This is a genomic window from Chitinophaga cymbidii, assembly GCF_007992715.1.
In the GTDB taxonomy this organism is placed as follows: Bacteria; Bacteroidota; Bacteroidia; order Chitinophagales; family Chitinophagaceae; genus Chitinophaga; species Chitinophaga cymbidii.
Genome location: NZ_BKAU01000001.1, coordinates 2,287,754 through 2,311,167 on the forward strand (window position 1 = coordinate 2,287,754; position 23,414 = coordinate 2,311,167).

The window sequence follows — 23,414 nt, forward strand, 5'->3', positions numbered from 1 at the left end:
TAAATATAGTGATTTTTCATGGTATGTAAATAAAAAATGCGGAGTGGGTGGCTCCGCATTTTTTATCGCTATTGTGCGTTCATCATTTTCTGTAACTGTTTCGTGAGGCCGAACAGGATCAGGGAAGCGACCCCGGCCATGCCTACGAACAGCATGAAGAATTCGTAAAGGTTGCTCATATGGTAACCAAGGAACACCGTTGTTTTACCGTCCGGATACAAGGCGCTCAACTCGCCTGCGAGCTTGTTGGCAACAGCGTTGGCGAGGAACCATACCGCCATCAGCAGCGAAGCGAACTTGGCAGGCGCGAGCTTGTTCACCAGCGCGAGGCCGATGGGTGAAAGGCAAAGCTCACCCCAGGTATGCAGTGCGTACATGCCGATCAGGTACATCATGGTTACCTTCACACCCGGCGCCACGTCTTTCACGCCGAATGCTATCACGAGGTAGCCGATAGCCAGCAGCATGAGGCCCATGGCCATTTTGGTGGGGGATGACGGCTCATATTTCCCGAGTTTAAGCCAGATGAAGGCGAACAGGGGAGCGAAAGTGACTACGAAAATGGAGTTGAGGGACTGGAAGGTGCTGGCGGGCAGTTCCTTCACGGTGACGCTGCTGTCGCTGCCGGTCATCAGAGAAATGTTCAGGTACACGAGGTAAGCGGCGCCTGCTGCCAGCAGCAGGTAGATGATCATTCTTACGCCTTTCGGGTCTTCCTGCAGATTTTTGCGCGCGCTGGTGAAAGCTTTGTAGAGCACATACAGCAGGCCGGCGGAGAGAATGGAAACTACCCACAGCGGGATGTCGAGGTTCAGCTCGCGGTTGGTCTGCTCGTCCGCAAAGAAAGTAAGGGAAGCGCCCGCTTGCTCGAACGCGGCCCAGAAGAAGATTACGAAAAAGGCGACGATGAATATGACCGCGATTTTTTTCTTTTCAGCCACGGTCAGCTTCTTGTCGGAGAAGATCATGGCGCCGATGGCCAGTACGGCCAGCAGCAGCAGGTAGGTCAGGAACGGCACCACTTTGGCGTCTGTATACAACATGCCGATCATGGCGCAGGACATGATGAAAAGACCAATGTACACGAGAACCATCTTGCCCTGCTTGGCGTCAGCCGGCGGTGTGCCGAGCGGCGTGCCATCGGGGCGGCGGATATAATGGTCTTTCAGCCAGCGGAAGGTGATCACGCTCAGCAGCATGGCAATGCCCGCGGCGAGGAACGACCATTTGAAATCGGCAGGATCGCCAGTATCGCCTACAGCGCCGCAGATCGCGGGGCCGAGGGCGCCGCCTACGTTGATGCCCATGTAAAAGATAGTATAAGCCGCATCTATCCGCCGGTCACCTTCATTATATAACTGACCCACCATTGAAGAAATGTTGGGCTTGAAGAAGCCGTTGCCAGCGATCATCACGCCCAGGCCGGTGAAGAACAGGAAGGTGGACAGCTGCGGAGAAGTGGTGTATACGGAAGCACATCCGAATAATATAAATTCCCCGAGCGCCATCAGCAAACCGCCGATGATAATGGACTGGCGGTTACCCCAGTACCGGTCTGCCACAAATCCGCCGATCAGCGGCGTGAGATAGGAAAGGCTGGTATAGCTGCCATATAAACTGGAAGCGAAAGCTTTGTCAAAAGCCAGGGCTTTGGTAAGGAAAAGCACGAGGATGGCCCGCATGCCATAATAGTTGAAACGTTCCCACATTTCAGTGGTAAATAACACGTACAGCCCCTTAGGGTGCCCTGTTGATGCTAGCTTCGCATTCATAAATGGTTAGTTTGATTCTAGTTGTTTTACTCTCAAATAAGCAGTTACGCAGAAAATAGAGGCGGCAATATAAAGAAAATCAGGTATCCCGGTGAAAAAACTGGCTTTTTTGGGTTTACTTTGCAAAAATTTTCCGGCTGCCCGGCCAGTGCCATGTAACCGGATCCCCCTCATACTTATTACGTTTCAATTCATTATGAAACCGGGCACGATAAGCATTTCTGCGCGGTTCCATCAAGGCAATTTTGAAGACAAATGAATATTTTACTTTTAGGAAGTGGTGGCCGGGAGCACGCCCTGGCATGGAAGATAGCACAAAGCGCCGCATGCAGCCAACTGTACATTGCCCCCGGAAATGCGGGCACAGCGGCGCATGGCACGAACGTAAACATCGCGGTGAGCGACTTCGCGAAGATCCGGGACTTCTGTATAGACAATAAAATAGACATGCTGATACCCGGCTCGGAAGAGCCGCTGGTACTGGGGATATATGATTTCTTCAAATCAGACGCGGCCTTGCAGCACATTCCGGTGATCGGCCCGTCCAAAGAAGGCGCGCAGCTGGAAGGCAGCAAAGCCTTTGCCAAGCAGTTCATGCAGCGCCACCAGATCCCTACCGCTGCGTACCGCGAGTTCGATGAAAGCAATTTCGATGAAGGCGTGGCCTACCTGCGCCAGCACACCGTTCCCATTGTGCTGAAGGCGGACGGCCTCGCGGCGGGCAAAGGGGTAGTGATCACCTCCTCCCACGATGAGGCGGTAGCGGAGTTTGAAGAGATGATCAAAGCGGCGAAGTTCGGGGAGGCCAGTAAGAAAGTGGTGATAGAGCAGTTCCTCACCGGCATCGAGCTATCGGTTTTTGTGCTGACGGACGGCAAGCACTATAAAATATTACCCACCGCGAAAGACTACAAGCGCATTGGCGAAGGGGATACCGGGCTGAACACCGGCGGGATGGGCGCCGTATCGCCGGTGCCATTTGCACAGGGGGAATTTATGCGGAAGGTGGAAGATCATATCATCCGCCCCACAGTGGATGGTTTGGCAAAGGAGGGGATCGTGTACCAGGGCTTCATATTTTTCGGATTGATCAATGTGGATGGGGAGCCTTATGTGATCGAATATAACTGCCGGATGGGCGATCCGGAAACGGAAGTGGTGATACCGCGCCTGCAGAATGACCTGCCGGAGCTGTTCTCCGCCGTGCAGCGGCAGCAGCTGGATGCCGTGCAGATCGTGGAAGATCCGCGCGTGGCTGCTACGGTGATGCTGGTAAGCAAAGGATATCCGGAGGCATACGAGAAAGGCAAGCCCATTACGGAAGTGCCGGCGCCGGCCAAAGACCAGCTGGTGTTCCATGCGGGCACCAAAGCGGACGGCGATAAAGTGCTGACGAACGGCGGGCGTGTAATGACCGTTACATCTTTGGCAGGCGATTTGCAGATAGCGCTCGCTCACTCCAGGCAGACGGCCGAAAACATTCAGTTCGAGGGCAAGTATTACAGGAGAGATATTGGATATGAGTTCATTAGCGGATGAAACTTCGTACAGTGATCACGGATAGATAAAAAATGCATGTTGCATCCGTGGCATTTAATTCAGGTTCCTGCTTGAAAAATCCAATAATTGCGTCGTATATTCGTTAGAATTATTCATTTTTGCATTCAAATATTTTTGACCGTATCAAACAATGGGCTTCTTTAACTTTTTAACTCAGGAGATTGCAATCGACCTTGGAACTGCCAACACGCTGATCATTCATAATGACCAGGTGGTTGTGGACGAACCTTCCATTGTAGCTATAGAACGAGCCAGTGGCAAGATCGTCGCTGTCGGCAAAAAGGCGATGATGATGCACGAGAAGACGCATGAATACCTGCGTACCATCCGTCCGTTGAAAGACGGGGTGATCGCGGACTTCAATGCTGCGGAAGGCATGATCCGGGAGCTGATCAAAATGATATATCCCAAGAAGCCGTTGTTTGCGCCCAGCTGGCGGATGGTGATCTGTATCCCTTCCAGCATTACGGAAGTGGAGAAACGTGCGGTGCGCGATTCCGCGGAGCAGGCCGGCGCCAAGGAAGTATATCTGATTCATGAGCCGATGGCCGCTGCCCTCGGTATTGGCATAGACGTGGAAGAGCCGGTGGGTAACATGATCATCGACATCGGAGGCGGTACCACCGGTATCTCCGTGATCGCCCTGGCCGGTATCGTGTGCGACCAGAGTATCCGTATCGCAGGTGACGAGTTCACTGCGGACATCATGGAAGCCCTGCGCCGCTATCACAGCCTGCTGATCGGTGAAAGAACGGCTGAGCAGATCAAGATACAGATCGGTTCGGCGTTGAAGGAGCTGGACAATCCGCCGGACGAGATACCGGTGAACGGCCGTGACCTGGTAACGGGCATTCCCAAGCAGATCATGGTATCTTACCAGGAGATCGCAGAAGCGCTGGACAAATCCATCTTTAAAATAGAAGAAGCCATTCTGAAGGCGTTGGAAACAACGCCGCCGGAGCTGGCGTCCGACATCTACCGCCGCGGCCTCTACCTCACGGGTGGCGGCGCCCTGCTGCGCGGGCTGGATAAAAGGCTTTCACAAAAGATCAAACTGCCTGTGCACGTGGCGGACGATCCGCTGCGCGCCGTGGTGAGAGGAACCGGCATTGCCCTGAAACATATCGGCAAATATCCTTTCCTGATGCAATAATATTACCTGGTAAGGCCCCGCACACCCGGGGCCTGCCGCATACCCGGAATCCTTACATTCGAATCAAGTGCGAAATCTGATCATTTTTTTAAGGCGGTATTTCAACTTCTTTCTGTTTTTGCTGCTGGAAGTGATCTGCTTTATTTTCGTATTCCGGCACAACAATTTTCAGCGTACCGTTTACCTCAACTCCTCCAACGCCATGAGCGGCAAGTTGTATTCCCGGTATAACGACGTTACCTATTATTTCCATCTTCAGTCTACCAACGACAGCCTCGTCAGGGAAAACACCATCCTGCGGAACGAGCTGGCCTCTTCTTTCGAGATCAGCGACACCGGCAGCACGGTGATATACGATACGCTGCGCCGGTTCAGCAATGATTCCGCCCGCAACCTCATGAGCGTGGAAGCCCGCAAGTTCCTCTACCGCGAAGCCAAGGTGATCAACAACTCCGTGAACCGCGAGATCAACACCATCACCCTGCGCCGCGGCAGCAAGCACGGCATCCGCCCCAACATGGGCGTGGTGAGCCCCACCGGCATCGTGGGTGTGGTGCGCAGCGTAAGCGACAACTACGCGGTAGTCGTTTCCCTGCTGTACAAATCATCCGCCTCCGCCACGTCCAACTTCGGCGTAAGCGCCAAAATGCGGCGCTCCGGCGAGATCGGCACGGTGTATTGGGACGGCGCCAATGCCGGGTTCGCACAAATGAAGGACGTGCCGCGCAGCGCCATCCTGCAGAAAGGAGACACCATCGTCACCAGCGGCTTCTCCGCGTTCTTCCCGGAGAACATCACCATCGGGTATATCGATACGTTCCGGGTGTCAGACAGGTCCAGCACCTCCTATAACATCCGCCTGAAACTCGCTACCAACTTTTACAACCTGCAATATGTGTATGTGATCGAGAACCTCCTGCGCGACGAGCAGATGAAGCTGGAAGACTCTACACGCAACCTGCTAAAATGAGCATACTGTTAAAAAATATCATCCGTTTCATCTTACTGATCCTGTTCCAGGTGCTGGTGCTGGACCAGATACTGATCCATCAGCTGGTGAACCCTTACCTGTACATGCTCTTCATCCTCCTGTTGCCTTTCAACCTGCCCCGCCCGGCGGTACAGCTGCTTGGCCTGCTGCTCGGCCTTACGCTGGACATGTTTACCGATACCATGGGCCTGCATGCCGCGGCCTGCGTGTTCATCGCGTACCTGCGCCCCTTCATTCTCAACATCCTCTCGCCGCAGGGAGGCTTTGAAGTGATCCAGCGCACGCCGTCGGTGACCAGCATGGGCACCTCGCAGTTCGCTATTTATGTTTCTATCCTCGTCCTGTTACACAACATCGTATATTTCTGCCTGTCCGTTTTCAGTTTCGCCGATCCCCTGTACCTGTTGATCAAGATCCTGCTATCCACCGCGGTCAGCCTCTTTCTTGTGCTGCTATACGAGTTGTTGTTCTTTAGCAGGAAATAAGTATATTAAGCCTTAATTCAGGAACCTGCATGTCTGTTTATAATCAGCCCAGAAAAAGAGTTATCCAGTTGATCATCCTTGGCATGGTGTCGCTCATCGTGGTGAGGTTGTTTTTTTTGCAGGTGATCGAAACGAAATATTCGAAGCTGGCGGATGCCAATGCTGTGTTGAAGAAGGTCATCTACCCGAGCCGCGGCATCATCTACGACCGCAATGGCCTGAGCGTGCTGCGCAACGAAGCGCTGTACGACCTGATGGTGACCCCGTCCAACGTCAAAAAAATAGATACGGCCTACCTGTGCAGCATCCTGCAGATCGATAAGGAAGAATTTCATAAAAGGATCGTGGAATCGATCATCAGGAACGGCCGCGTGCGGCAATCCGTGTTCGCATCGCTGCTCACGCCGGACATGTACGGCAAGCTGCAGGAAAGCATGCACCGCTTCCAGCCGGGATTCGAGCTGGTGTTGCGGCCGGTGCGGTCGTACCCCTACGGCGTGGGCGCCAGCATTCTCGGGTATATCAGCGAGATCTCCCCGCGGCAGCTCAAGGACCCTTCCGGCGAATACAGCGCTTACCAGCCGGGAGATTACATCGGTGCAACGGGACTGGAGAAAACATACGAAAGCATCCTCATGGGGCAGCGCGGGATACAATACCTGATGAAGGATAACCTGAACCGCCCGCAGGGCTCGCTGGAGAACGGCGAGTTTGATACGGCGGCCATCGCGGGAAAGAACCTGCGGCTGGCGCTGGACATTGAGCTGCAGGTGCTCGGCGAGCGCCTGATGAAAGGAAAAGTAGGCAGCATCGTAGCCATCGACCCGCAGACCGGCGGCATCCTCGCCATGGTCAGCGGCCCTTCCTTCGACCCGAACCTGCTTTCCGGTTCCTTCCGCGCCAAGAACTTCAACAAGCTGTACGTAGACACGACCAAGCCATTATACAACCGCGCCATCCAGGCCGCCTACCCGCCGGGCTCCACCTTCAAGCCCATTACCGGCCTGATCGGGCTGGACATGGGCGTGATCACCCCGGACTTCGGGTTTAATTGCCGGGGCGGCTACGGCCTCTGCGGCCGCTTCAGCCGCTGCCTGCACAGCAATCCCGGCCACGCCGCCAATATCCGGCTGGCGCTCGCCAACTCCTGCAACTCGTATTTCATGCATGTCTACCGCATGTCCGTAGACGCGCCCAAATGGGGCGGCGTAATGAAAGGGCAGGCCAAGTGGACGGAATACCTCAGCGCGATGGGCTTCGGCCACCGCGTGGGAATCGACATCCCCAGCGAGCTGGGCGGCATCATCCCGGATACAGGCCGTATGAACAGGCGGTACAACGGTTCCTGGAACTCCTGCTCCGAAATGTATGTGGGCATGGGCCAGGGCCTGCTCGGCGTTACGCCCCTGCAGCTGGCGAACGCCATGTGCATCATCGCCAACCGCGGGTATTATTACATCCCGCATTTCGTGGAAAGCATAGACGGCGATCAGTCAGACATCCTGTCCAAATACAAGGAAAAACACCGCGTATCGCATATTTCAAATGAAGCCTTCAACTCCGTAGTGCTCGGCCTGGAAGATGTGGTGAGAAACGGAACGGCGCGCGGCGCGGCGATGGACAGCATCATCGTCTGCGGAAAAACAGGTACGGCGGAGAACAAGGCGAGGATCAACGGAAAGATCGAGAAGCTGAAAGACCACTCCCTCTTTGTAGGGTTCGCCCCGCGTGACAATCCGAAGATCGCCATTGCGGTGATCGTGGAGAACTCCGGCTTCAGTACAACGTACGCCGTACCCATCGCCAGCATCCTGATGGAAAAATACCTGACGGATTCCATTTCAGTGAAACGCCGCCCCATCCTGCAAAGGATGCTGGAGGCCGAAACCATGTCGCCCGAAATGAAGGCGAAGTCAAAACTGGACTCATTGAACAGCGTAAGCTACGCCGCTACTTACGGAGAAGACCTGCTGAAAAAGATCATTTCAAATAACCTGAAAAAATGAACCGCTCACAAGCGAAGCTGACAGAAGGAATCGACTGGCCCATATTCGGGATGTACCTCGCGCTGGTGCTGATAGGGGTGCTGGCCATCTTTGCGGCGGAATACCGGGAAGGGGACGACATTCTTCAGAACCTCCTGGGCCAGAACAAAAACTGGGCGCGGCAAGTGCTCTGGTTCGGCGTATCTATGGTCCTCGCCACGGGCATCTGGCTCACGGACAGTAAATTCTTTACCGCAACAGCCAACCTTTTCTATGCTTTCGGGATATTGCTGCTGCTGATCGTACTGGCGATCGGCACCGGCGTGAAAGGATCGAACTCCTGGCTGGAGCTGGGCGGCTTCCGCTTCCAGCCGGCGGAATTCACGAAGCTCTGTACCAACCTTGCGCTGGCCAAATACCTGTCGTCGCTCGAAACGGATTTCAGCAAGATGCGCGCCCGGCTGATCGCCGCCGCCATGGTACTGGTACCCTGCGGCATCATCATCCTGCAGGATGAAACGGGCCTCGCACTGGTATACCTTTGTTTCTTCCTCGTGATGTTCCGCGAAGGGCTGCCGGGCATCCTGCTCGTGATCGCCTTCTCGTTGATCATCCTCGTACTGTCTTCCCTGCTGGTGGACAAGTTCATATTACTCTACATCTTCACCGGCATCGCCGCATTGGTGATCTATTTCAGCCGCCGCGAGATCCGGCGCAAGCGGTCACGGCTGGCGCTGATCCTTGTCATATGGGGCTTTTGCTCGGCCTTTGTGCTGTTCATCGTTCCCTTTGTGTTCACCAAAGTGTTGAAAGATTACCAGGTGCGCCGCATAGAGGTGATGCTGGGCAAGGAAAACGATCCCAAGGCTACCTATAACACCCGCCAGAGCATGATCGCCATCGGTTCCGGGGGCATGTGGGGGAAAGGATACCTGAAAGGCACGCAAACGCGGTTCGACTTTGTGCCGGAGCAGAGCACTGACTTCATCTTCTGTACTATCGGGGAGGATTTCGGCTTTACCGGCAGCTTGCTGTTCCTGGGCTTGTATGTGGCGTTGCTCTTCCGGATCATCCATATCGCCGAACGCCAGCGATCGACCTTCAGCCGCGTATATGCGTACGGGGTAGCCAGTATTATCTTTTTGCATCTCGCCATTAATATATCGATGACCATCGGCCTGGCGCCGGTGATCGGCATTCCGCTGCCACTGGTGAGTTACGGCGGTTCTTCCCTGATGACGTTCACCATGCTCATCTTCATTATGCTGCGGCTGGATGCGGACAGGCAGATGGTATTGCGATAAAGCAGTATTTTTGCGGCATGGCTCGAATTATTCCCTTGTCTGAAGGCAGTTTTACAGTAGACGGAACCAAAAGCTTCATTCCCTTCGATGAACAGAAAGACTCGATGAAAGACCGCGGCGCCGGCTCTTTGCTGGTGGAGATCCAGCCTTTCCTGGTGATCACGGACCGCGACATCCTTTTGCTGGATACCGGCCTCGGCTTCCGCAACGCGGACGGCGTGCTGCAGCTGCACCAGAACCTGATCGACAATGGCATCAACCCCATGGAAGTGACCAAGGTGCTCATGAGCCACCTGCATAAGGACCATGCCGGCGGCGTGAGCGTGGAAGACCCGGTGACGGGGGAACGTTCGCTGAGCTTCCCGCATGCCACTTATTACGTGAACCGGCAGGAGCTGGAATATGCGTTTGCCAACGACGGTAAATCCTATCTCAAAGCGGAAATTGATCTGCTGCCAAAGCGGGATAACGTAGTGATCACGGACGGCAACGGCAGCATTGACGGATATATCCATTATGAAATGACCGGCGGGCATTGCCCTTATCACCAGGTATTTCTGATAGATGACGGAGAAGATAAAGTGTTTTTCGGGGGAGATGTGGCGCCGCAGATATCGCAGATGAAAAGCCGTTTTGTGGCGAAATACGATTACGACGGGAAGCGCAGCATGGAGTTACGCCAGGAATTTATGGAGCGGGGAAAGGCGGAAGACTGGACCTTCCTTTTCTATCACGATACGAAATTGCCGACTACGAAGTTCAGTTAGGTTTGTTCTGCCGGCGCATCATCTTGTTCTCCCTGCGCTCTTTCATCTGCCGGATCATCATATTGCGGAACTCTCTTTCCGAACGGTACAGGATGCCCACTTTGCGGGCGGGGATGGCCTTCAGGAACTCCTGCTTGTAGCGCGTCTTGATATCGATCATCCTCTTTTCATACCCCAGTTCCTTGTCCAGCGCGGCTTCCGCTACTTTATCATCGGTGCGGGGCTTGCCTTTCAGCTCCTGCGCCCGGCGCTTGCGCTCCGCGATCAGCTCGTTCACTTCACGGGTGTATTTGTTGTAAAGCGGCCAGAATTTCTGCGCTTCTTCCGGCGTGAGGTCCAGTTCCCTGGAAATATAAGCGATTTCCAGTGACTTGATCTTGTCCTGCTTGGACTGTGCCTGCTGCGGTTTGCCTTGCTCCTGGGCCAGTGCGGCGGGAGCGGAAACAAGCAGCAGTATGAGCAGCCGGATCAGTAAACCTGGGTTCATATTTTTAGTTAAACGGTACATCTTTTAATAAGTTCTCTTCCAGTATTGCGTCTATCTCTTCGGTGGACAGCTCTTCCGGCAGCGCGATGTCGGGCATGTTGTCCGTATCATCGTCCAGCACGGCATTGGCGAAGATGCTCTCGGTATCGAAAGCATCCGTACGGAATTGCAGGTAATCTATGATCTCCTGGTCGCTGAGCTGCGCTATTTGTTTATCCAGCGAATTGGTGCTGAACTGTTTGGACAGCAGCACGGCGCCTACGCTGACGGCGCCGGCGATGGCGGCGGCTACCAGGCATTTTTTATACAGCCGGAGCCTGCGGCTCATTTTCACCACTCTGCCGGGTGTGCCTTCAAATTTGCGGTCAGACACCTCGCGGGTCAGCGATTCAAAATAATTGTCGGGTACGGAGAACGGTGATTGGCGGGGCGCCGCGGCCAGGAGGGGAGACACCTCGGCCAGTTCGGCCGTTACCGCTTCACTGGCTTCCATGGCGTGGATGCGCGCCATCAGCTTGCCGGGAAATTCCTCAAAGTATCCACCCGGCACGCTGAAATCCGGTGAGGAGCCCAATGTGCCGAGGCCGGGGGCTACTTCCCGTATTTCGTTCCTGATATCTTTCCCTTTGTTTGTCATCTTAATAAGACCCTTATTATTACAAATGGTTTAAATCAATTGTTTTTCATGAATTCCTCCACCTTCTTTACCGCATGATGATAGGAGGCTTTGAGCGCGCCTTCCGAGGTTTCCAGCACCCGGCTCATCTCTTCATACGGCATTTCATCGTAATACCGGAGGTTGAAGACCACGCGCTGCTTTTCCGGCAGCATGAGAATGGCCTTTTGCAGCTTCCATTCTATTTTGTTCGCATCAAACTGGCTGTCTGACTGCAGCTTGTTGCTCAGGCCGGATTCCACGTCTGACAGTGAAATGGCTGCCTTTCGTTTTTGCTGCTCCAGGAAAGTGAGGCATTCATTCGTAGCGATCTTGTATAACCAGGTGTACAGGCGGGCATCTTCACGGAAATCCCCAAGGCTTTTCCAAACCTTGATGAACATGTTCTGCAACACGTCGTTTGCATCCTCATGATCTATTACCAGCCGCCTGACATGCCAATACAACCGTTCCTGGTACTTCCGCACGATCAGCGTAAATCCCTTCTCTTTTGTGTCAGGCTGCCTGTATAGCGACAGTAGTTCGTTATCTTCTTGCGATACAGCCATAGGTGGTTAAACCATGAAAATATTAAATTCTATCGATACAAACCCCCCTGAAAAGCAAAAAACCATCAACAATATGATGGTTTTTGCGGCAGGAAGTTTAATCACCTGTAAATTTTAACTTTTTTTGCGGGCCATGGCCTTGAGGGCGGCCTCTACGATCTGGGGCGTATCCAGGCCGTATTTTTTCAGCAGTTCCAGCGGCTTGCCGCTTTCCCCGAAAGTATCTTTTGTGCCGATATATTCAATGGGGATGGGCATGTGGCGGGCAGCTACCTGCGCAATGCTGTCTCCCAGGCCGCCGAGCACGTTATGTTCTTCAGCGGTAACGGCGCAGCCGGTCTTGGTAATGGATTTGAGCACGGCTTCTTCATCCAGCGGCTTGATGGTGTGGATGTTGATCAGCTCTACGCTGTATCCCTGTTCTTCGAGGATGCGGCCGGCTTCCACGCATTTCCATACGAGGTGCCCGCAGGCAAAGAGCGTTACATCGGTACCTTCGTTGAGCACCTGTGCTTTACCGATCTCGAATTTTTGGTCTTCGGGGGTAAAGTTGGGCCATTTCGGGCGGCCGAAGCGGAGATATACGGGGCCTTCATAGTCAGCAATGGCTATGGTGGCGGCTTTTGTCTGGTTAAAATCGCAAGGCACGATCACCGTCATACCGGGGAGCATCTTCATCATGCCGATGTCTTCCAGTATCTGGTGGGTAGCGCCGTCTTCGCCGAGCGTGAGGCCGGCGTGGGATGCGCATATTTTCACGTTTTTACCGGAATAGGCTACGGACTGACGGATCTGGTCGTACACGCGGCCGGTGGAGAAGTTGGCAAAAGTGGTGGTGTAGGGGATCTTGCCGCCGATGGTGAGGCCCGCGGCCACGCCGATCATGTTGGCTTCGGCAATACCGCATTGAACAAAGCGGTCCGGGAATTCCTTGATAAACGCCTGGAGCTTCATGGAGCCCAGCAGGTCCGCTGTCAGCGCGATGACGTTCGGGTTCCGGCGACCCGCTTCCAGGATGCCCTCGCCGAATCCGCCGCGGGTTTCCTTTTCATTCAGTACTTGTATGTCTTTTACCATTGTGCCTGAGATTTGTGCCGCAAAGCTAGTAAAATAAAGAATTAATTGTTTAAAACCCTGTCGCGCAGCGCTACTTCCCACTGCCAGGCCGTCCGCATGGAATCCTCAATGCCTGTTTCCGGCGTCCAGCCGAGTTTTTCCCGGGCTTTGGAGTTGTTGGCGTAGATGGCGATCACGTCGCCGGGGCGGGCCTCGCCCAGCTCATAGTTCAGCTTCACGCCGGACACTTTTTCAAAGGCACGGATGGCTTCCAGCACGGTCACACCGTTGCCGGTGCCGAGGTTGAGCACCTCGCAATTGTCCGTATTGCGCTTTTCCAGCAGGTATTGCAGGGCTTTGGTATGCGCGTTGGCAATGTCCATCACGTGAATATAATCGCGGATGCAGGAGCCGTCGCGGGTGGGGTAGTTGGTGCCGAATACGGTCAGCTTCGGCAGTTTGCCGATAGCTACCTGGGTGATCACGGGCACCAGGTTGTCCGGCTTGCCCAGCGGCAGCTCGCCGATGAGCGCGGAAGAATGTGCGCCTACGGGGTTGAAATAGCGGAGCAGGATGCTCTGCGTATTGTTCACCCGGCTGTAATCCTCAATGATTTGCTCGCCCATCTGCTTGGTGCGCGCGTAGGGTGACTGCGCTTCGCCGAGCGGGGTTTCTTCCACTACCGGCAGCGCGGTGGTATTGCCGTACACGGAGCAGGAAGAAGAGAATACGAAGTTGGGGACATTGAATTCCTTGATGCATTTCAGCACGTTCACCAGGGAGGTGATATTGTTCTGAAAGTAATACAGGGGATCGTTTACAGATTCTCCCACGCTTTTCAGGGCCGCGAAATGGATCACGCCCACGATGTCGCGGTTCTCATGGAATACGGCATGGGTGTCTTCCAGGTTGCAAAGGTCCACTTTGTAGTTGCGTACCTTTTTGCCGGTGATCTTTTCCACGCCTTCCAGCAGCTGCGTGGTGCTGCGAATGTTACTGTCTACGGACACTACTTCAAATCCATGGTTGATCAGATCTACGATGGTGTGGGCCCCGATGTATCCACACCCGCCTGTTACAAGCACTTTTTGCATTGCTGATAAGTTAGATTATGTGATATAATAGCCTTCTATTTGATCAGGTTCATGAGGTACTGACCGTACCCGCTTTTTACGAGGGGCTGCGCCAGCTTTTCGAGCTCCGCCTTTCCTATGAAGCCTTTGCGGTAAGCGATCTCCTCGATGCAGGCGATCTTGATGCCCTGCCTTTGTTCGATCACCTGCACGAACTGGGAAGCCTGCATCAGCGAGTCGAAAGTGCCGGTATCCAGCCAGGCGGTGCCGCGCGGCAGGATGGAAACTTTCAGCTTGCCCCTGCGGAGGTATTCCCTGTTCACGTCTGTGATCTCGTATTCCCCGCGCGGGCTGGGCTGCAGCTCCTGCGCGATGTTCACCACCTCGTTATCGTAAAAGTAAAGGCCGGGTACCGCGTAGGATGATTTGGGCTGCGCCGGCTTCTCTTCGATGGATACGGCTTTCATGTCCGCGTCAAATTCCACTACGCCGTACCGCTCTGGATCGGATACCTGGTAGGCATATACGATGCCGCCGTCGGGGTTGATGTTGTCGGCCAGCTGCGTGCCGAGACCGGCGCCATAGAATATATTGTCGCCGAGCACCAGGGCCACGTTATCCTTGCCGATGAAGTCTTTCCCGATCACAAAAGCCTGGGCCAGCCCGTTGGGCACGGCCTGCTCCGCATAGGAAAGCTGGAGCCCGTACTGTTTGCCGTCGCCAAAGAGGCGCTGGAAGGCGGGCAGGTCATGCGGGGTGCTGATGATCAGGATCTCCCGGATGCCGGCCAGCATCAGCGTACTGAGCGGATAGTAGATCATCGGCTTGTCGTAAACCGGCATGATCTGCTTGCTGATCGCATAAGTGATCGGGTGCAGGCGTGTTCCGGAACCTCCGGCGAGAATAATTCCCTTCATGGATAAAAGCGAGTTTTGGAGGCACAAAAATAGGGGAGGTGGGCTATTTGTCCTAGTAATGCTAAAAAAAATTAGCAAAACTTATTACGGGTACGGAAACGGGGGAGCGGGAAGCAACAGGAAAAAAAATCCCGGCAACCTGTCAGCTGCCGGGGATCTGAATATGTTTTGCCGTTTTAAATAAAGAGGTTGACGATGAAATAAACCCCCGCGGCCAGCAATGCACTGATGGGAATAGTGAGTATCCAGGCCCAGAGGAGGTTCACCGTAACGCCCCAACGAACGGCGGACAGCCTTTTGGTAGCGCCCACGCCGATGATGGCGCCGGTGATGGTGTGGGTGGTGCTCACCGGGATGCCCAGGCTTTCTGTGAGGTAAAGGGTCACAGCACCGGCTGTTTCCGCGCTCACGCCTTCCAGCGGCGTAACTTTCGTAATACGGGTCCCCATCGTTTTCACGATCTTCCAGCCGCCGCTGAGCGTACCCAGGCCAATGGCCGTGAAGCAGGCGAAGGGCACCCAGTCCGGCACGTCCTTCAGATTGCCGATACTGCCATGCGCCACCATCGCGGCCGCAATGATACCCATTACTTTCTGGGCGTCGTTACCGCCGTGGCCGAGGCTGAAAGCCGCCGAAGATACCAGCTGCAGGCGTTTGAACCAGTTTTCCGCCCGGTAGGGATTGGCCTTTTTACAGACATTTACAATGAACACCGTGATCAGAAAGGCCACTACCATGCCTATGAAGGGCGCCAGTACAATGAAATACACTGTAGGCAGCACTTTTGCGTAGTTGATCACATCGAACGACCCGCCGGAATTGGCTACTGCCGCCCCGATGAAGCCCCCGATCAGCGTATGGGAAGAGCTGGAAGGGATGCCGTACCACCAGGTAAGCAGGTTCCAGGTAATGGCCGCGATCAGGCCGGAAAAGATCACCTTGAGGGTGATATATTGCTCGAATACCGATTTGGCAATGGTATTGCCCACCTTGAATTCGCCATAGATATATTTGGAAACGAAAAAGGCGGCAAAGTTGAAAAGGGCCGCCCAAAGCACCGCCTGGAACGGCGTCAGCACTTTGGTGGATACAATGGTGGCGATGGAATTGGCCGCATCGTGGAAACCATTGATATAATCGAAAATAAAGGCAAGAATTATAATAATAACAAGAAAGACCATGAGAAGAGTGGATTAGCTGCTCTAAGCGTATTTGATGATAATGGTTTCTATCACGTTGGCGGAATCTTCACACTTGTCAGTGGCGATTTCCAGCGCCTGATAGATTTCGCGCATCTTGATCAGCTCTACAGCATTGCTTTCCAGCTCGAACAGATCGGCAATGGCGCGGTCGTAAATATCATCTGCATGGTTCTCGAGGCTGTTGATCTTTACACAGGCATCGGTGATCGCACGCATGTTGCTCATGGTACGCAGTTCGGGAATAGCACGGGCCAGCTCCAGCACGCCCTGGTTGATAAGGTCAGCCAGTTTGCGAACGCTGTCGTTGATCTCGATCACTTTGTACATATCTATTCTTTTGGCGGAACCATGGATGTAGTCCGCCACGTCATCCAGCGTAGAAGCAAGGTAGTGGATATCTTCCCGGTCGAACGGGGTAATGAAGTTCTGACCCAATTCTACGAAAATACGGTGCGTATAATCGTCGTTCTTGTGTTCCAGCCGCTCGATCAGGTGCACTTTGTCCTTGCGGATCTCCATATCTTTTGTCTCCACCAGCTCTACCAGCACTTTACCCATTTCCACCAGGTTCGCTGCAACATCCTCGAAAAGTGAGTAAAATACCCGGTCCTTAGGCATGAACAGTTTAACAATAGAATTAAAGCCTCCCATATAAGATTGTTGTTAGATGACAAAATTTTGCCGCAAAATTAGCTATCCGGAGGTAAAGGTGCCAAGAAAAAATCAGAATTAATAATTACTTAACACTGAGTTAATATAAAAGTAATATAGCGATTTTTCCTTTGCATACGTAACCGAGCCTGGTAAATTTTGCAACAGGGAGGTGTAATGCGAGGTCCCATCTGGCCATTGCAATTAAATATTAACAGATGAAACCGAAGGTCTAAAAATGTCCGACAAACGCCCATTAGATATTGTCGTGATCTCCGACGTACACCTGGGGATCTACGGCTGTCACGCGAAAGAGCTTGTAAATTATCTGGACAGCATAGATCCGCGGGTCCTTGTTCTGAACGGGGACATCATCGACATCTGGCAGTTCAGCAAGCGCTACTTTCCAAAATCCCATACCAAAGTGATCCGCCGCATCCTGAAAATGATCGGCAAAGGCACCGAAGTCTACTATCTCACCGGTAACCACGACGAAGCCCTTCGTAAATACGCCGGCTTCGGGCTTAGCAATTTTGTGATCGACAACAAGCTCATCCTGGAAGTGGACGGCAAGCGCCACTGGTTCTTCCACGGGGACGTGTACGACGTGACCATGAAGAACTCCAAATGGCTCGCCAAGCTGGGCGGCAAGGGATATGATCTGCTGATCATCCTGAACCGGCTGGTGAATCATCTGCTCGAAAAAATGGGCCGCGAAAAAATGTCGTTCTCCAAAAAAGTAAAGGAAAGCGTAAAGCAGGCCGTGAAATTCATTTCCGATTTTGAGCAGACGGTGGTGGAAATAGCCGTGGATAAGCAGTTCGATGTAGTTTGCTGTGGCCATATCCATCAGCCTGTGATCAAAGAAATGTACAGCAACGGCAAAACCGTGACCTATCTCAATTCCGGCGACTGGGTGGAAAGCCTCACCGCGCTGGAATACAGCCGGGGCGAATGGAGCCTGTACCAGCATCCGGTATCTTCGAGGAAAGCTGTTGTGGTGGAAGAAGAGGAAGACGCGGCCTTGCCGGAATGGGCCGCGTCGCGGGTGATCACTTTCCCCGGCAGTTGAAATGCTGACCGTTTTTCCCGATATTCGGACCATGAGCCTGGTGGAACAAATAGCAAAACATTTCCGGGAAGTTCACTCCGGCGGGAACTGGACGGCCGTCAATCTCAAAGATACCCTGTCCGGCGTCACCTGGCAACAGGCAATTACAAAGGTGGGCAACCTGAACACCATCGCCGTGCTCGTGTTTCATATCAATTATTATGTAAGCGCCGTACTGCAGGTATTGCAGGGCGGCCCGCTGGACGCCAGCGATAAATTCAGCTTCGACCTGCCGCCGCTGACATCCGAAGAAGACTGGCAAAAACTGGTTGATAAAGTATTTACGGACGCGGAACAGTTCGCCGCCGAGATCGGGAAGATGGAAGAAAAAAAGCTGTTCGAAGCATTTGCAGCTCCCCAATACGGTAATTACTACAGAAACCTGACCGGCATCATCGAACACACGCATTATCATCTCGGCCAAATCTCATTGATAAAAAAGATGTTGAGCTAGTTATTCACAATTCCATAACCTCCGCATAATATTGAATTAACGCCGCGGTCGTAAGTTTGGGGAACCAGTAAGAAAATTGATGAAGACGCTCAAGTTACATCCATTAATGACCATCTCCCTATTGCAAATGCAGATTCAGCGGCTACTCCATTGCAATGTTGCGGTATACATTCATCATTCTCCCGGCAATGCCTTCGATACTTTACGCGCGGCGGGCCTGGAAGAAGAGGTGATGGTAGAACATCCTATTGACGAAACCCTCAGCCTCCGGGAGTTTGAAGAAGAGCTGGAAGAAAAGTTCAACTTCACGATGGAGCTGTGCAACAAGGACTCCAAACCATTTACCAATAAAAGCCTGCGCCTCTTCCAGATCACACCCTGCAGCGAAGAGGAATCCGGCAGGCAGCTGGACATATCGCTGGAACTGCTTGCCCGGCAGGGCAGAAATGGCAGCCAGCAGAACCGCGCGGTGTAATATTTTTTGCCTCCTTCTGTTTGGTAACAATTTCTTAATCTATTCTTAACATTGCGATAAAGCGCTTGCATTATCGCTGCCGTATTTCATCAGAAACGGCTAAAATATTATCAGTCTTGTTGCCCGCAAACCCGCTGCTATGGCCGATTATTAATAATTCCTTAATACGCTTTTTATCCCTCCTCCGCAATGTTATCTGTTTCTTTGCACAAACAAAGTTTTGTTATGATTACTGCTAAAAAATTTCTTTCAATTCTGGCAATTTCCGTAGTGGCATCAGGTATGTATGCATGTAAGGATAATGATGATCCGGCACCTGAGCCGGGAAATAAGCATCCTTATGCCGATCTGATCGTGGATAATGGAGTAATCCTGTATGAGCCTATTAAAGGAAACCGTACGCTCTCGAACGATTCCGTTTATTATATTGATGGCTACGTTTTCGTAGAAAGCGGTGAGCTGAAAATCGAAGCCGGTACTGTGATCATGGGCTTTGAAAATCCTTCCGATGTGTCAGAAGGAAATGAATCTTCTCTGATCATCACCCGCAACGCTACTATTAATGCAGCGGGTACAAAAGAAAATCCGATCATCTTTACTTCTGAAAAAGATCAGGAAGCACTGGGCGGCAGCCCCAACCTGGGGCCCTCCAACTCCAAACTCTGGGCTGGCCTGATCGTCCTCGGAAAGGCGCCTGTGTTTGCTGGCGGTGCAACCGAATTACAGATCGAAGGTATTCCTGACGGCGAAGCCCGTGCCATGTATGGCGGTGCCGAAGCTGCGCATAGCTCCGGCATCCTGAAATATGTATCTATCCGCTTTACCGGTGCTGAGATCGGCCCCGGCGACGAAATCCAGGGCCTGACGCTGGGTGGCGTAGGTAGCGGTACGACCATTGAAGACATCGACATCTTCGTGTCTGCTGACGATGGTATTGAAATCTTCGGCGGTACTGTGAACATCAAACGTATCAGCGTTGCATTTGCGGAAGACGATGCATTTGATTTTGACCTGGGCTGGGCTGGCTTCGGTCAATACCTTTTCACCCTGCAGAAAAGCGATAATTCAGACTTCGTAGGCGAATGGGACGGTGCAGACCCGGACGATGCGAGCCTCTACACGACCGCACGCATCTACAACTGGACCGCTATCGGCCAGGGTGCTGCAGGTACACGTGACGCAGGTTTCTCCGCTATGGTGATCCGTGATGGCGGCGCGCTGTCTGTTTATAACAGCATCATCACCGACTTCAACGGCAAAGGCATCGAAATTGAAGACCGCGGCGAAAGCTTCGACTCCTACAGCAAATACATAGGCGGCGAAAACAAGATCACCGGCAATATCTGGTTCGGTCATGGCGCTACGTCTATCCTGGACATGGTTGTTCCTACCTCAGCCGACGGATTTACGCCCGCTGATCCCACCGGCGCAACGATCGGCGCCAAGCTGACTGCTGATGAAAACGTATTTACAGATCCGCAACTCAAAGGTATTTCCCGCACTAACGGCAGCGCTGGCCTGGACCCCCGCCCGGATGCTGCGGCTGCAACTACCGATCTGGCAACTGTATTGGCTGCTGATGTGACCAAAGGCGCGGTGCAGACTACCTATAAGGGCGCTTTTGATCCCGCAGGTACGGTTTGGCTGGCTGACTGGACAACGCTGGCACGTTTCGGTTACCTCAAATAATTGCATTATCGTATAGAAAAAAAGGAAGCTATAGAGGGCTTCCTTTTTTTCATTGACAACCAGGATTACAAGCGAACATTTTATACGGTGTAATATCATCGATCATGAGAAATATTGTTACAATTCTTTTCTTCTTTTTCATCTCTGTTTCCGCTGCAATGGCTCAAACGGGCACCGTTGCCGGAACAATTGTGGATGGCGCCAGCGGCGATATCCTGATAGGCGTGAACATACGTGTTAAGCAAACCAACGGCGGCGCCGTTACCGGCATCGACGGTAAATACAATCTGAAATTAGCCCCGGGAAAGTATACCCTTGAGTTCTCCTACATCTCTTATCAGTCTAAAATAGTAGAGGAAGTAGAGGTGAAAGCGGGAGGACTGAAGAGCCTCGACATGGCACTTTCACAAAAATCTGTAGACCTTAAACAGGTCGTGATCACGGCCAGCGCGATCGATAATAATGAAGTATCGGTCTTGCGGCTGCAAAAAAACTCCCTCTCTGTACAGGACGGCATCTCTTCCCAGGAGATCAGCAAGATCGGGTTCAGCAATTCGGCGGAATCCATGAAACGGGTAACGGGCGCGTCTGTAGAAGGAGGTAAATTTATTGTGATGCGCGGATTGGGAGACAGGTATAGTATTTCGCAGATGGACGGGATGTCCCTGCCCAGTACAGACCCCTATCGCAACAGTGCGAGCATGGACCTTATTCCCTCCACCATGGTGGATAACATCGTGGTGAAAAAAACTTTCACACCCGATCTGCCGGGCAATTTCACCGGTGGAGCAGTAGACATCACTACCAAATCGCTGCCTGACCGCTTTTATCTGAATGTTTCGGCCTCTGTTGGCGTGAACGATCAGGCCACGTTCAATAATAATTTCCTCTCCGATCCCATCCAGGGTAAAACCGACTGGATCGGGTTTGACGACGGTTCAAGAAAACTTCCGGACCTGGCTCGCAAGAATCCCTATATGACAAGCCTGGGAAGCTCTATTGCCAGCATCCAGAATAATCCGGATAACCAGATGATCAGCGACTTCAACCGTTCCATGCGGGTGTTTGCTGACAGGCCCTATTCTGTTGCAGCGGGCTCGCCGGGCCTTAACCGGAGCCTGAATATTGCTACCGGCAACCGTTTCAAATCCGGTAATGGCAATGCCTTCGGCTTCAATCTCGGCCTGAATTACCAGCATGACAACCGCTTTTACGACAACCGCGTCATCAATAACTATAAAGCGAATATCTCCAACGAAAACCGCATGCAGCGCTTCCTCTACTCTTCCGGTACAGAAAGCCTGTCGTCTGCGACCATTGGCGGCATCGCATCCGCTGCGTACCAGTTTGGGAAGAACGAGATCGGCGCAAGCGTGATCTATAATAATACAGGAGATCAGTCTGTTCTTAACCTGGATAAAGGAACTTTCCCCGGCGCCTTGTCCTCCGGCGAATACAGGAACCGCGTGATCGGGTTTCAGCAACGCAGTCTGCTGAACTCCCAGCTGAAAGGCAAACACAGAGCTTCTTTCTTTGGCGAAACAACCATCGAATGGGCGGCAAACTATATCCTGTCCAGCCAGTACGAACCGGACCTCCGCTTCCTTGGCGCACCGGTGACCGCTGCGGGGGATTACTTCTTCGTTCGCGAGGTGCCTAATCCTTTCCATTTTTTCCGTGATCTGAAAGACAACCAGTACATGGGCAAGCTGGATCTTACAAGCAGCATGAAGAAGTTCACGCTTAAATATGGCGGCTTCATCAGCCGTAAGGAACGTGACTTTACCGAATACCGCTATCAGTTGTCAACCACAGGGACCGATCCCGCTGATGCGGAATATCTGAGCTTTGGAGAAGCGGCAGGAGATTTCGACCGTTTCTTCGGCGCCGATAATACGGGAGTGCTGGGAAAAAGCGGATCGTCCGCGATCTTCGGCAATACATATGAGGACCAGACACAACCTTCCAACCTGTACGAAGGGTATGAGCAGGTGATAGCAGGCTACCTGATGGGAACGTTTAACCTTAGCCCCAAGCTGAAAACAGTTATAGGAGCGAGGATAGAGACCACAGATTACCAGGTGAACGTGAAATCCGGCTCCCGCGCTCCGGGCAAGATCGATGCTGTGGACGTGCTGCCTTCACTGAATTTTATCTATGCCTTGAATGACAAAGCCAACCTGCGCCTGTCAGGCAGCCGTACACTGGCCCGCCCGAACATGCGTGAAATGGCGCCGTTCATTTCATTTGACCTGCTGGGCGGGTTCCCCATCGTTGGAAATCCTGATATTGAACGGACCAATATCACCAATGTGGATTTCCGGTACGAGCTTTTCCCCAAGTCTGACGAGCTGTTTGCAGTCAGCCTTTTCTACAAGAATTTCCAGAATCCTATCGTAACGGAACTGGATGCAACTTCAGACCAGCCGCAATACAAATATGTGAATAGCCAGCAGGCCAATCTCGCAGGTGCGGAGATCGAGTTCAGAAAAGGACTTGGCTTCATCGACCCGGTAGTAAAGAATTTCAAGTTCGGCGTCAACTTCACTTACATCTATTCGAAAGTGATGCTGCGCTCCGCAGAATACGACATCCGCAAACAGGTGAATCCTGATCTGAAGAACTGGAGGCCGTTCGCGGCGCAATCGCCTTACATTGTAAACCTGCTGCTGTCTTACGACCAGAAGGAAAAAGGATGGGAATCCACTTTGTTCGCCAATGTGTTCGGGCCCCGCCTGTTCGCTAACGGCGCCGGCGCCGCACCGGACGTATATGAAGTTTACGGGCGTATCAAAGACAAGCAGGAAAACCGCATCAAGAGCAATGTCCCTGTTCCCGAACTGAATTTCAGGATCAGAAAACAATTCAAAAACCAGTTTTCCGTAGCCCTGAATGTGAACAACATCCTGGATTATGATGTGGTCACCTACCAGGAGCACAACGGCGAATATTTCACCACACAGGCTTTCAACCCCGGCAGAGTATACAAGCTCACGCTCGGATACTCCATCAGCAAGTAATTTTTGTCTTTCAATAATTGTTTCGCAAGAGGCTGTTC

The 23,414-nt window shown here is 52.8% G+C and carries 21 protein-coding genes; 12 read left to right on the plus strand and 9 right to left on the minus strand.

Features of this window, described 5'->3' with window-relative positions:
- Positions 1-68: 68 nt before the first annotated feature.
- Positions 69-1,772, minus strand: coding sequence for a peptide MFS transporter (locus tag CCY01nite_RS09510; RefSeq protein WP_146860021.1), 1,704 nt, complete (start codon positions 1,770-1,772; stop codon positions 69-71).
- 255 nt (positions 1,773-2,027) lie between these two features.
- Between CCY01nite_RS09510 and purD the strand changes: the two genes are divergently transcribed.
- The 7 genes from purD to CCY01nite_RS09545 all read left to right on the plus strand — a co-directional run bounded on the left by purD (position 2,028) and on the right by CCY01nite_RS09545 (position 10,017).
- Positions 2,028-3,311 (plus strand): phosphoribosylamine--glycine ligase, encoded by a 1,284-nt coding sequence (gene purD, locus CCY01nite_RS09515; protein ID WP_146860023.1) that lies wholly within the window; start codon positions 2,028-2,030, stop codon positions 3,309-3,311.
- Between the two features lie 151 nt (positions 3,312-3,462).
- Positions 3,463-4,485 carry a rod shape-determining protein gene (locus CCY01nite_RS09520; protein ID WP_146860025.1) on the plus strand — a complete coding sequence of 341 codons (1,023 nt, stop codon included), beginning with the start codon at positions 3,463-3,465 and terminating at the stop codon, positions 4,483-4,485.
- Between the two features lie 67 nt (positions 4,486-4,552).
- Entirely contained in the window at positions 4,553-5,455 is a 903-nt protein-coding gene (gene mreC, locus CCY01nite_RS09525; protein ID WP_146860027.1) for a rod shape-determining protein MreC, read from the plus strand.
- Positions 5,452-5,961 (plus strand): rod shape-determining protein MreD, encoded by a 510-nt coding sequence (locus CCY01nite_RS09530; RefSeq protein ID WP_146860029.1) that lies wholly within the window; start codon positions 5,452-5,454, stop codon positions 5,959-5,961. The genes mreC and CCY01nite_RS09530 overlap by 4 nt, the downstream gene beginning before the upstream one ends.
- 29 nt (positions 5,962-5,990) lie before the next feature.
- Positions 5,991-7,967 (plus strand): penicillin-binding protein 2, encoded by a 1,977-nt coding sequence (gene mrdA, locus CCY01nite_RS09535; RefSeq protein WP_146860030.1) that lies wholly within the window; start codon positions 5,991-5,993, stop codon positions 7,965-7,967.
- Entirely contained in the window at positions 7,964-9,250 is a 1,287-nt protein-coding gene (gene rodA / locus CCY01nite_RS09540; RefSeq protein ID WP_146860032.1) for a rod shape-determining protein RodA, read from the plus strand. Before mrdA ends, rodA begins: the two co-directional genes overlap by 4 nt.
- Positions 9,251-9,267: 17 nt before the next feature.
- Positions 9,268-10,017 carry an MBL fold metallo-hydrolase gene (locus CCY01nite_RS09545; protein ID WP_246129898.1) on the plus strand — a complete coding sequence of 250 codons (750 nt, stop codon included), beginning with the start codon at positions 9,268-9,270 and terminating at the stop codon, positions 10,015-10,017.
- Here CCY01nite_RS09545 and CCY01nite_RS09550 read toward each other — a convergent pair.
- From CCY01nite_RS09550 to CCY01nite_RS09585, 8 genes are all read right to left on the minus strand, one after another.
- On the minus strand, positions 10,010-10,504 hold the full coding sequence (locus CCY01nite_RS09550; RefSeq protein WP_146860034.1) for a hypothetical protein: 495 nt from the start codon (positions 10,502-10,504) through the stop codon (positions 10,010-10,012). The genes CCY01nite_RS09545 and CCY01nite_RS09550 overlap by 8 nt on opposite strands.
- Before the next feature lie 4 nt (positions 10,505-10,508).
- A complete protein-coding gene (locus tag CCY01nite_RS09555) occupies positions 10,509-11,141 on the minus strand; it encodes a hypothetical protein (RefSeq protein ID WP_146860041.1) in 633 nt (210 codons plus the stop codon).
- 35 nt (positions 11,142-11,176) lie between these two features.
- Positions 11,177-11,728 (minus strand): RNA polymerase sigma factor, encoded by a 552-nt coding sequence (locus CCY01nite_RS09560; RefSeq protein WP_146860043.1) that lies wholly within the window; start codon positions 11,726-11,728, stop codon positions 11,177-11,179.
- A 114-nt stretch (positions 11,729-11,842) separates the two neighbouring features.
- Complete coding sequence (locus tag CCY01nite_RS09565; protein WP_146860045.1) at positions 11,843-12,805, minus strand: transketolase family protein; 963 nt, start codon at positions 12,803-12,805, stop codon at positions 11,843-11,845.
- A 41-nt stretch (positions 12,806-12,846) separates the two neighbouring features.
- Positions 12,847-13,878 carry a UDP-glucose 4-epimerase GalE gene (galE, locus tag CCY01nite_RS09570; protein WP_146860047.1) on the minus strand — a complete coding sequence of 344 codons (1,032 nt, stop codon included), beginning with the start codon at positions 13,876-13,878 and terminating at the stop codon, positions 12,847-12,849.
- A 35-nt stretch (positions 13,879-13,913) separates the two neighbouring features.
- Positions 13,914-14,774, minus strand: coding sequence for a glucose-1-phosphate thymidylyltransferase RfbA (gene rfbA / locus CCY01nite_RS09575; RefSeq protein ID WP_146860049.1), 861 nt, complete (start codon positions 14,772-14,774; stop codon positions 13,914-13,916).
- A gap of 176 nt (positions 14,775-14,950) precedes the next feature.
- Positions 14,951-15,955, minus strand: coding sequence for an inorganic phosphate transporter (locus CCY01nite_RS09580; RefSeq protein ID WP_146860051.1), 1,005 nt, complete (start codon positions 15,953-15,955; stop codon positions 14,951-14,953).
- A 21-nt stretch (positions 15,956-15,976) separates the two neighbouring features.
- A complete protein-coding gene (locus tag CCY01nite_RS09585) occupies positions 15,977-16,594 on the minus strand; it encodes a DUF47 domain-containing protein (RefSeq protein WP_246129899.1) in 618 nt (205 codons plus the stop codon).
- 271 nt (positions 16,595-16,865) lie between these two features.
- Here CCY01nite_RS09585 and CCY01nite_RS09590 point away from each other — a divergent pair, with 271 nt between their 5' ends.
- The 5 genes from CCY01nite_RS09590 to CCY01nite_RS09610 all read left to right on the plus strand — a co-directional run bounded on the left by CCY01nite_RS09590 (position 16,866) and on the right by CCY01nite_RS09610 (position 23,376).
- Complete coding sequence (locus CCY01nite_RS09590) at positions 16,866-17,699, plus strand: UDP-2,3-diacylglucosamine diphosphatase (protein ID WP_146860055.1); 834 nt, start codon at positions 16,866-16,868, stop codon at positions 17,697-17,699.
- Between the two features lie 31 nt (positions 17,700-17,730).
- Positions 17,731-18,192: a DUF1572 domain-containing protein gene (locus CCY01nite_RS09595; RefSeq protein WP_146861001.1), complete on the plus strand. Its 462-nt coding sequence runs from the start codon at positions 17,731-17,733 to the stop codon at positions 18,190-18,192.
- Positions 18,193-18,298: 106 nt separating this feature from the next.
- On the plus strand, positions 18,299-18,667 hold the full coding sequence (locus CCY01nite_RS09600; protein ID WP_146860057.1) for a hypothetical protein: 369 nt from the start codon (positions 18,299-18,301) through the stop codon (positions 18,665-18,667).
- Positions 18,668-19,021: 354 nt separating this feature from the next.
- A complete protein-coding gene (locus CCY01nite_RS09605; RefSeq protein ID WP_146860059.1) occupies positions 19,022-20,356 on the plus strand; it encodes a beta-helix domain-containing protein in 1,335 nt (444 codons plus the stop codon).
- Positions 20,357-20,460: 104 nt separating this feature from the next.
- Positions 20,461-23,376, plus strand: a complete 2,916-nt coding sequence (locus tag CCY01nite_RS09610) for a TonB-dependent receptor (RefSeq protein ID WP_146860061.1) — start codon at positions 20,461-20,463, stop codon at positions 23,374-23,376.
- The last annotated feature ends 38 nt before the right edge of the window (positions 23,377-23,414 follow it).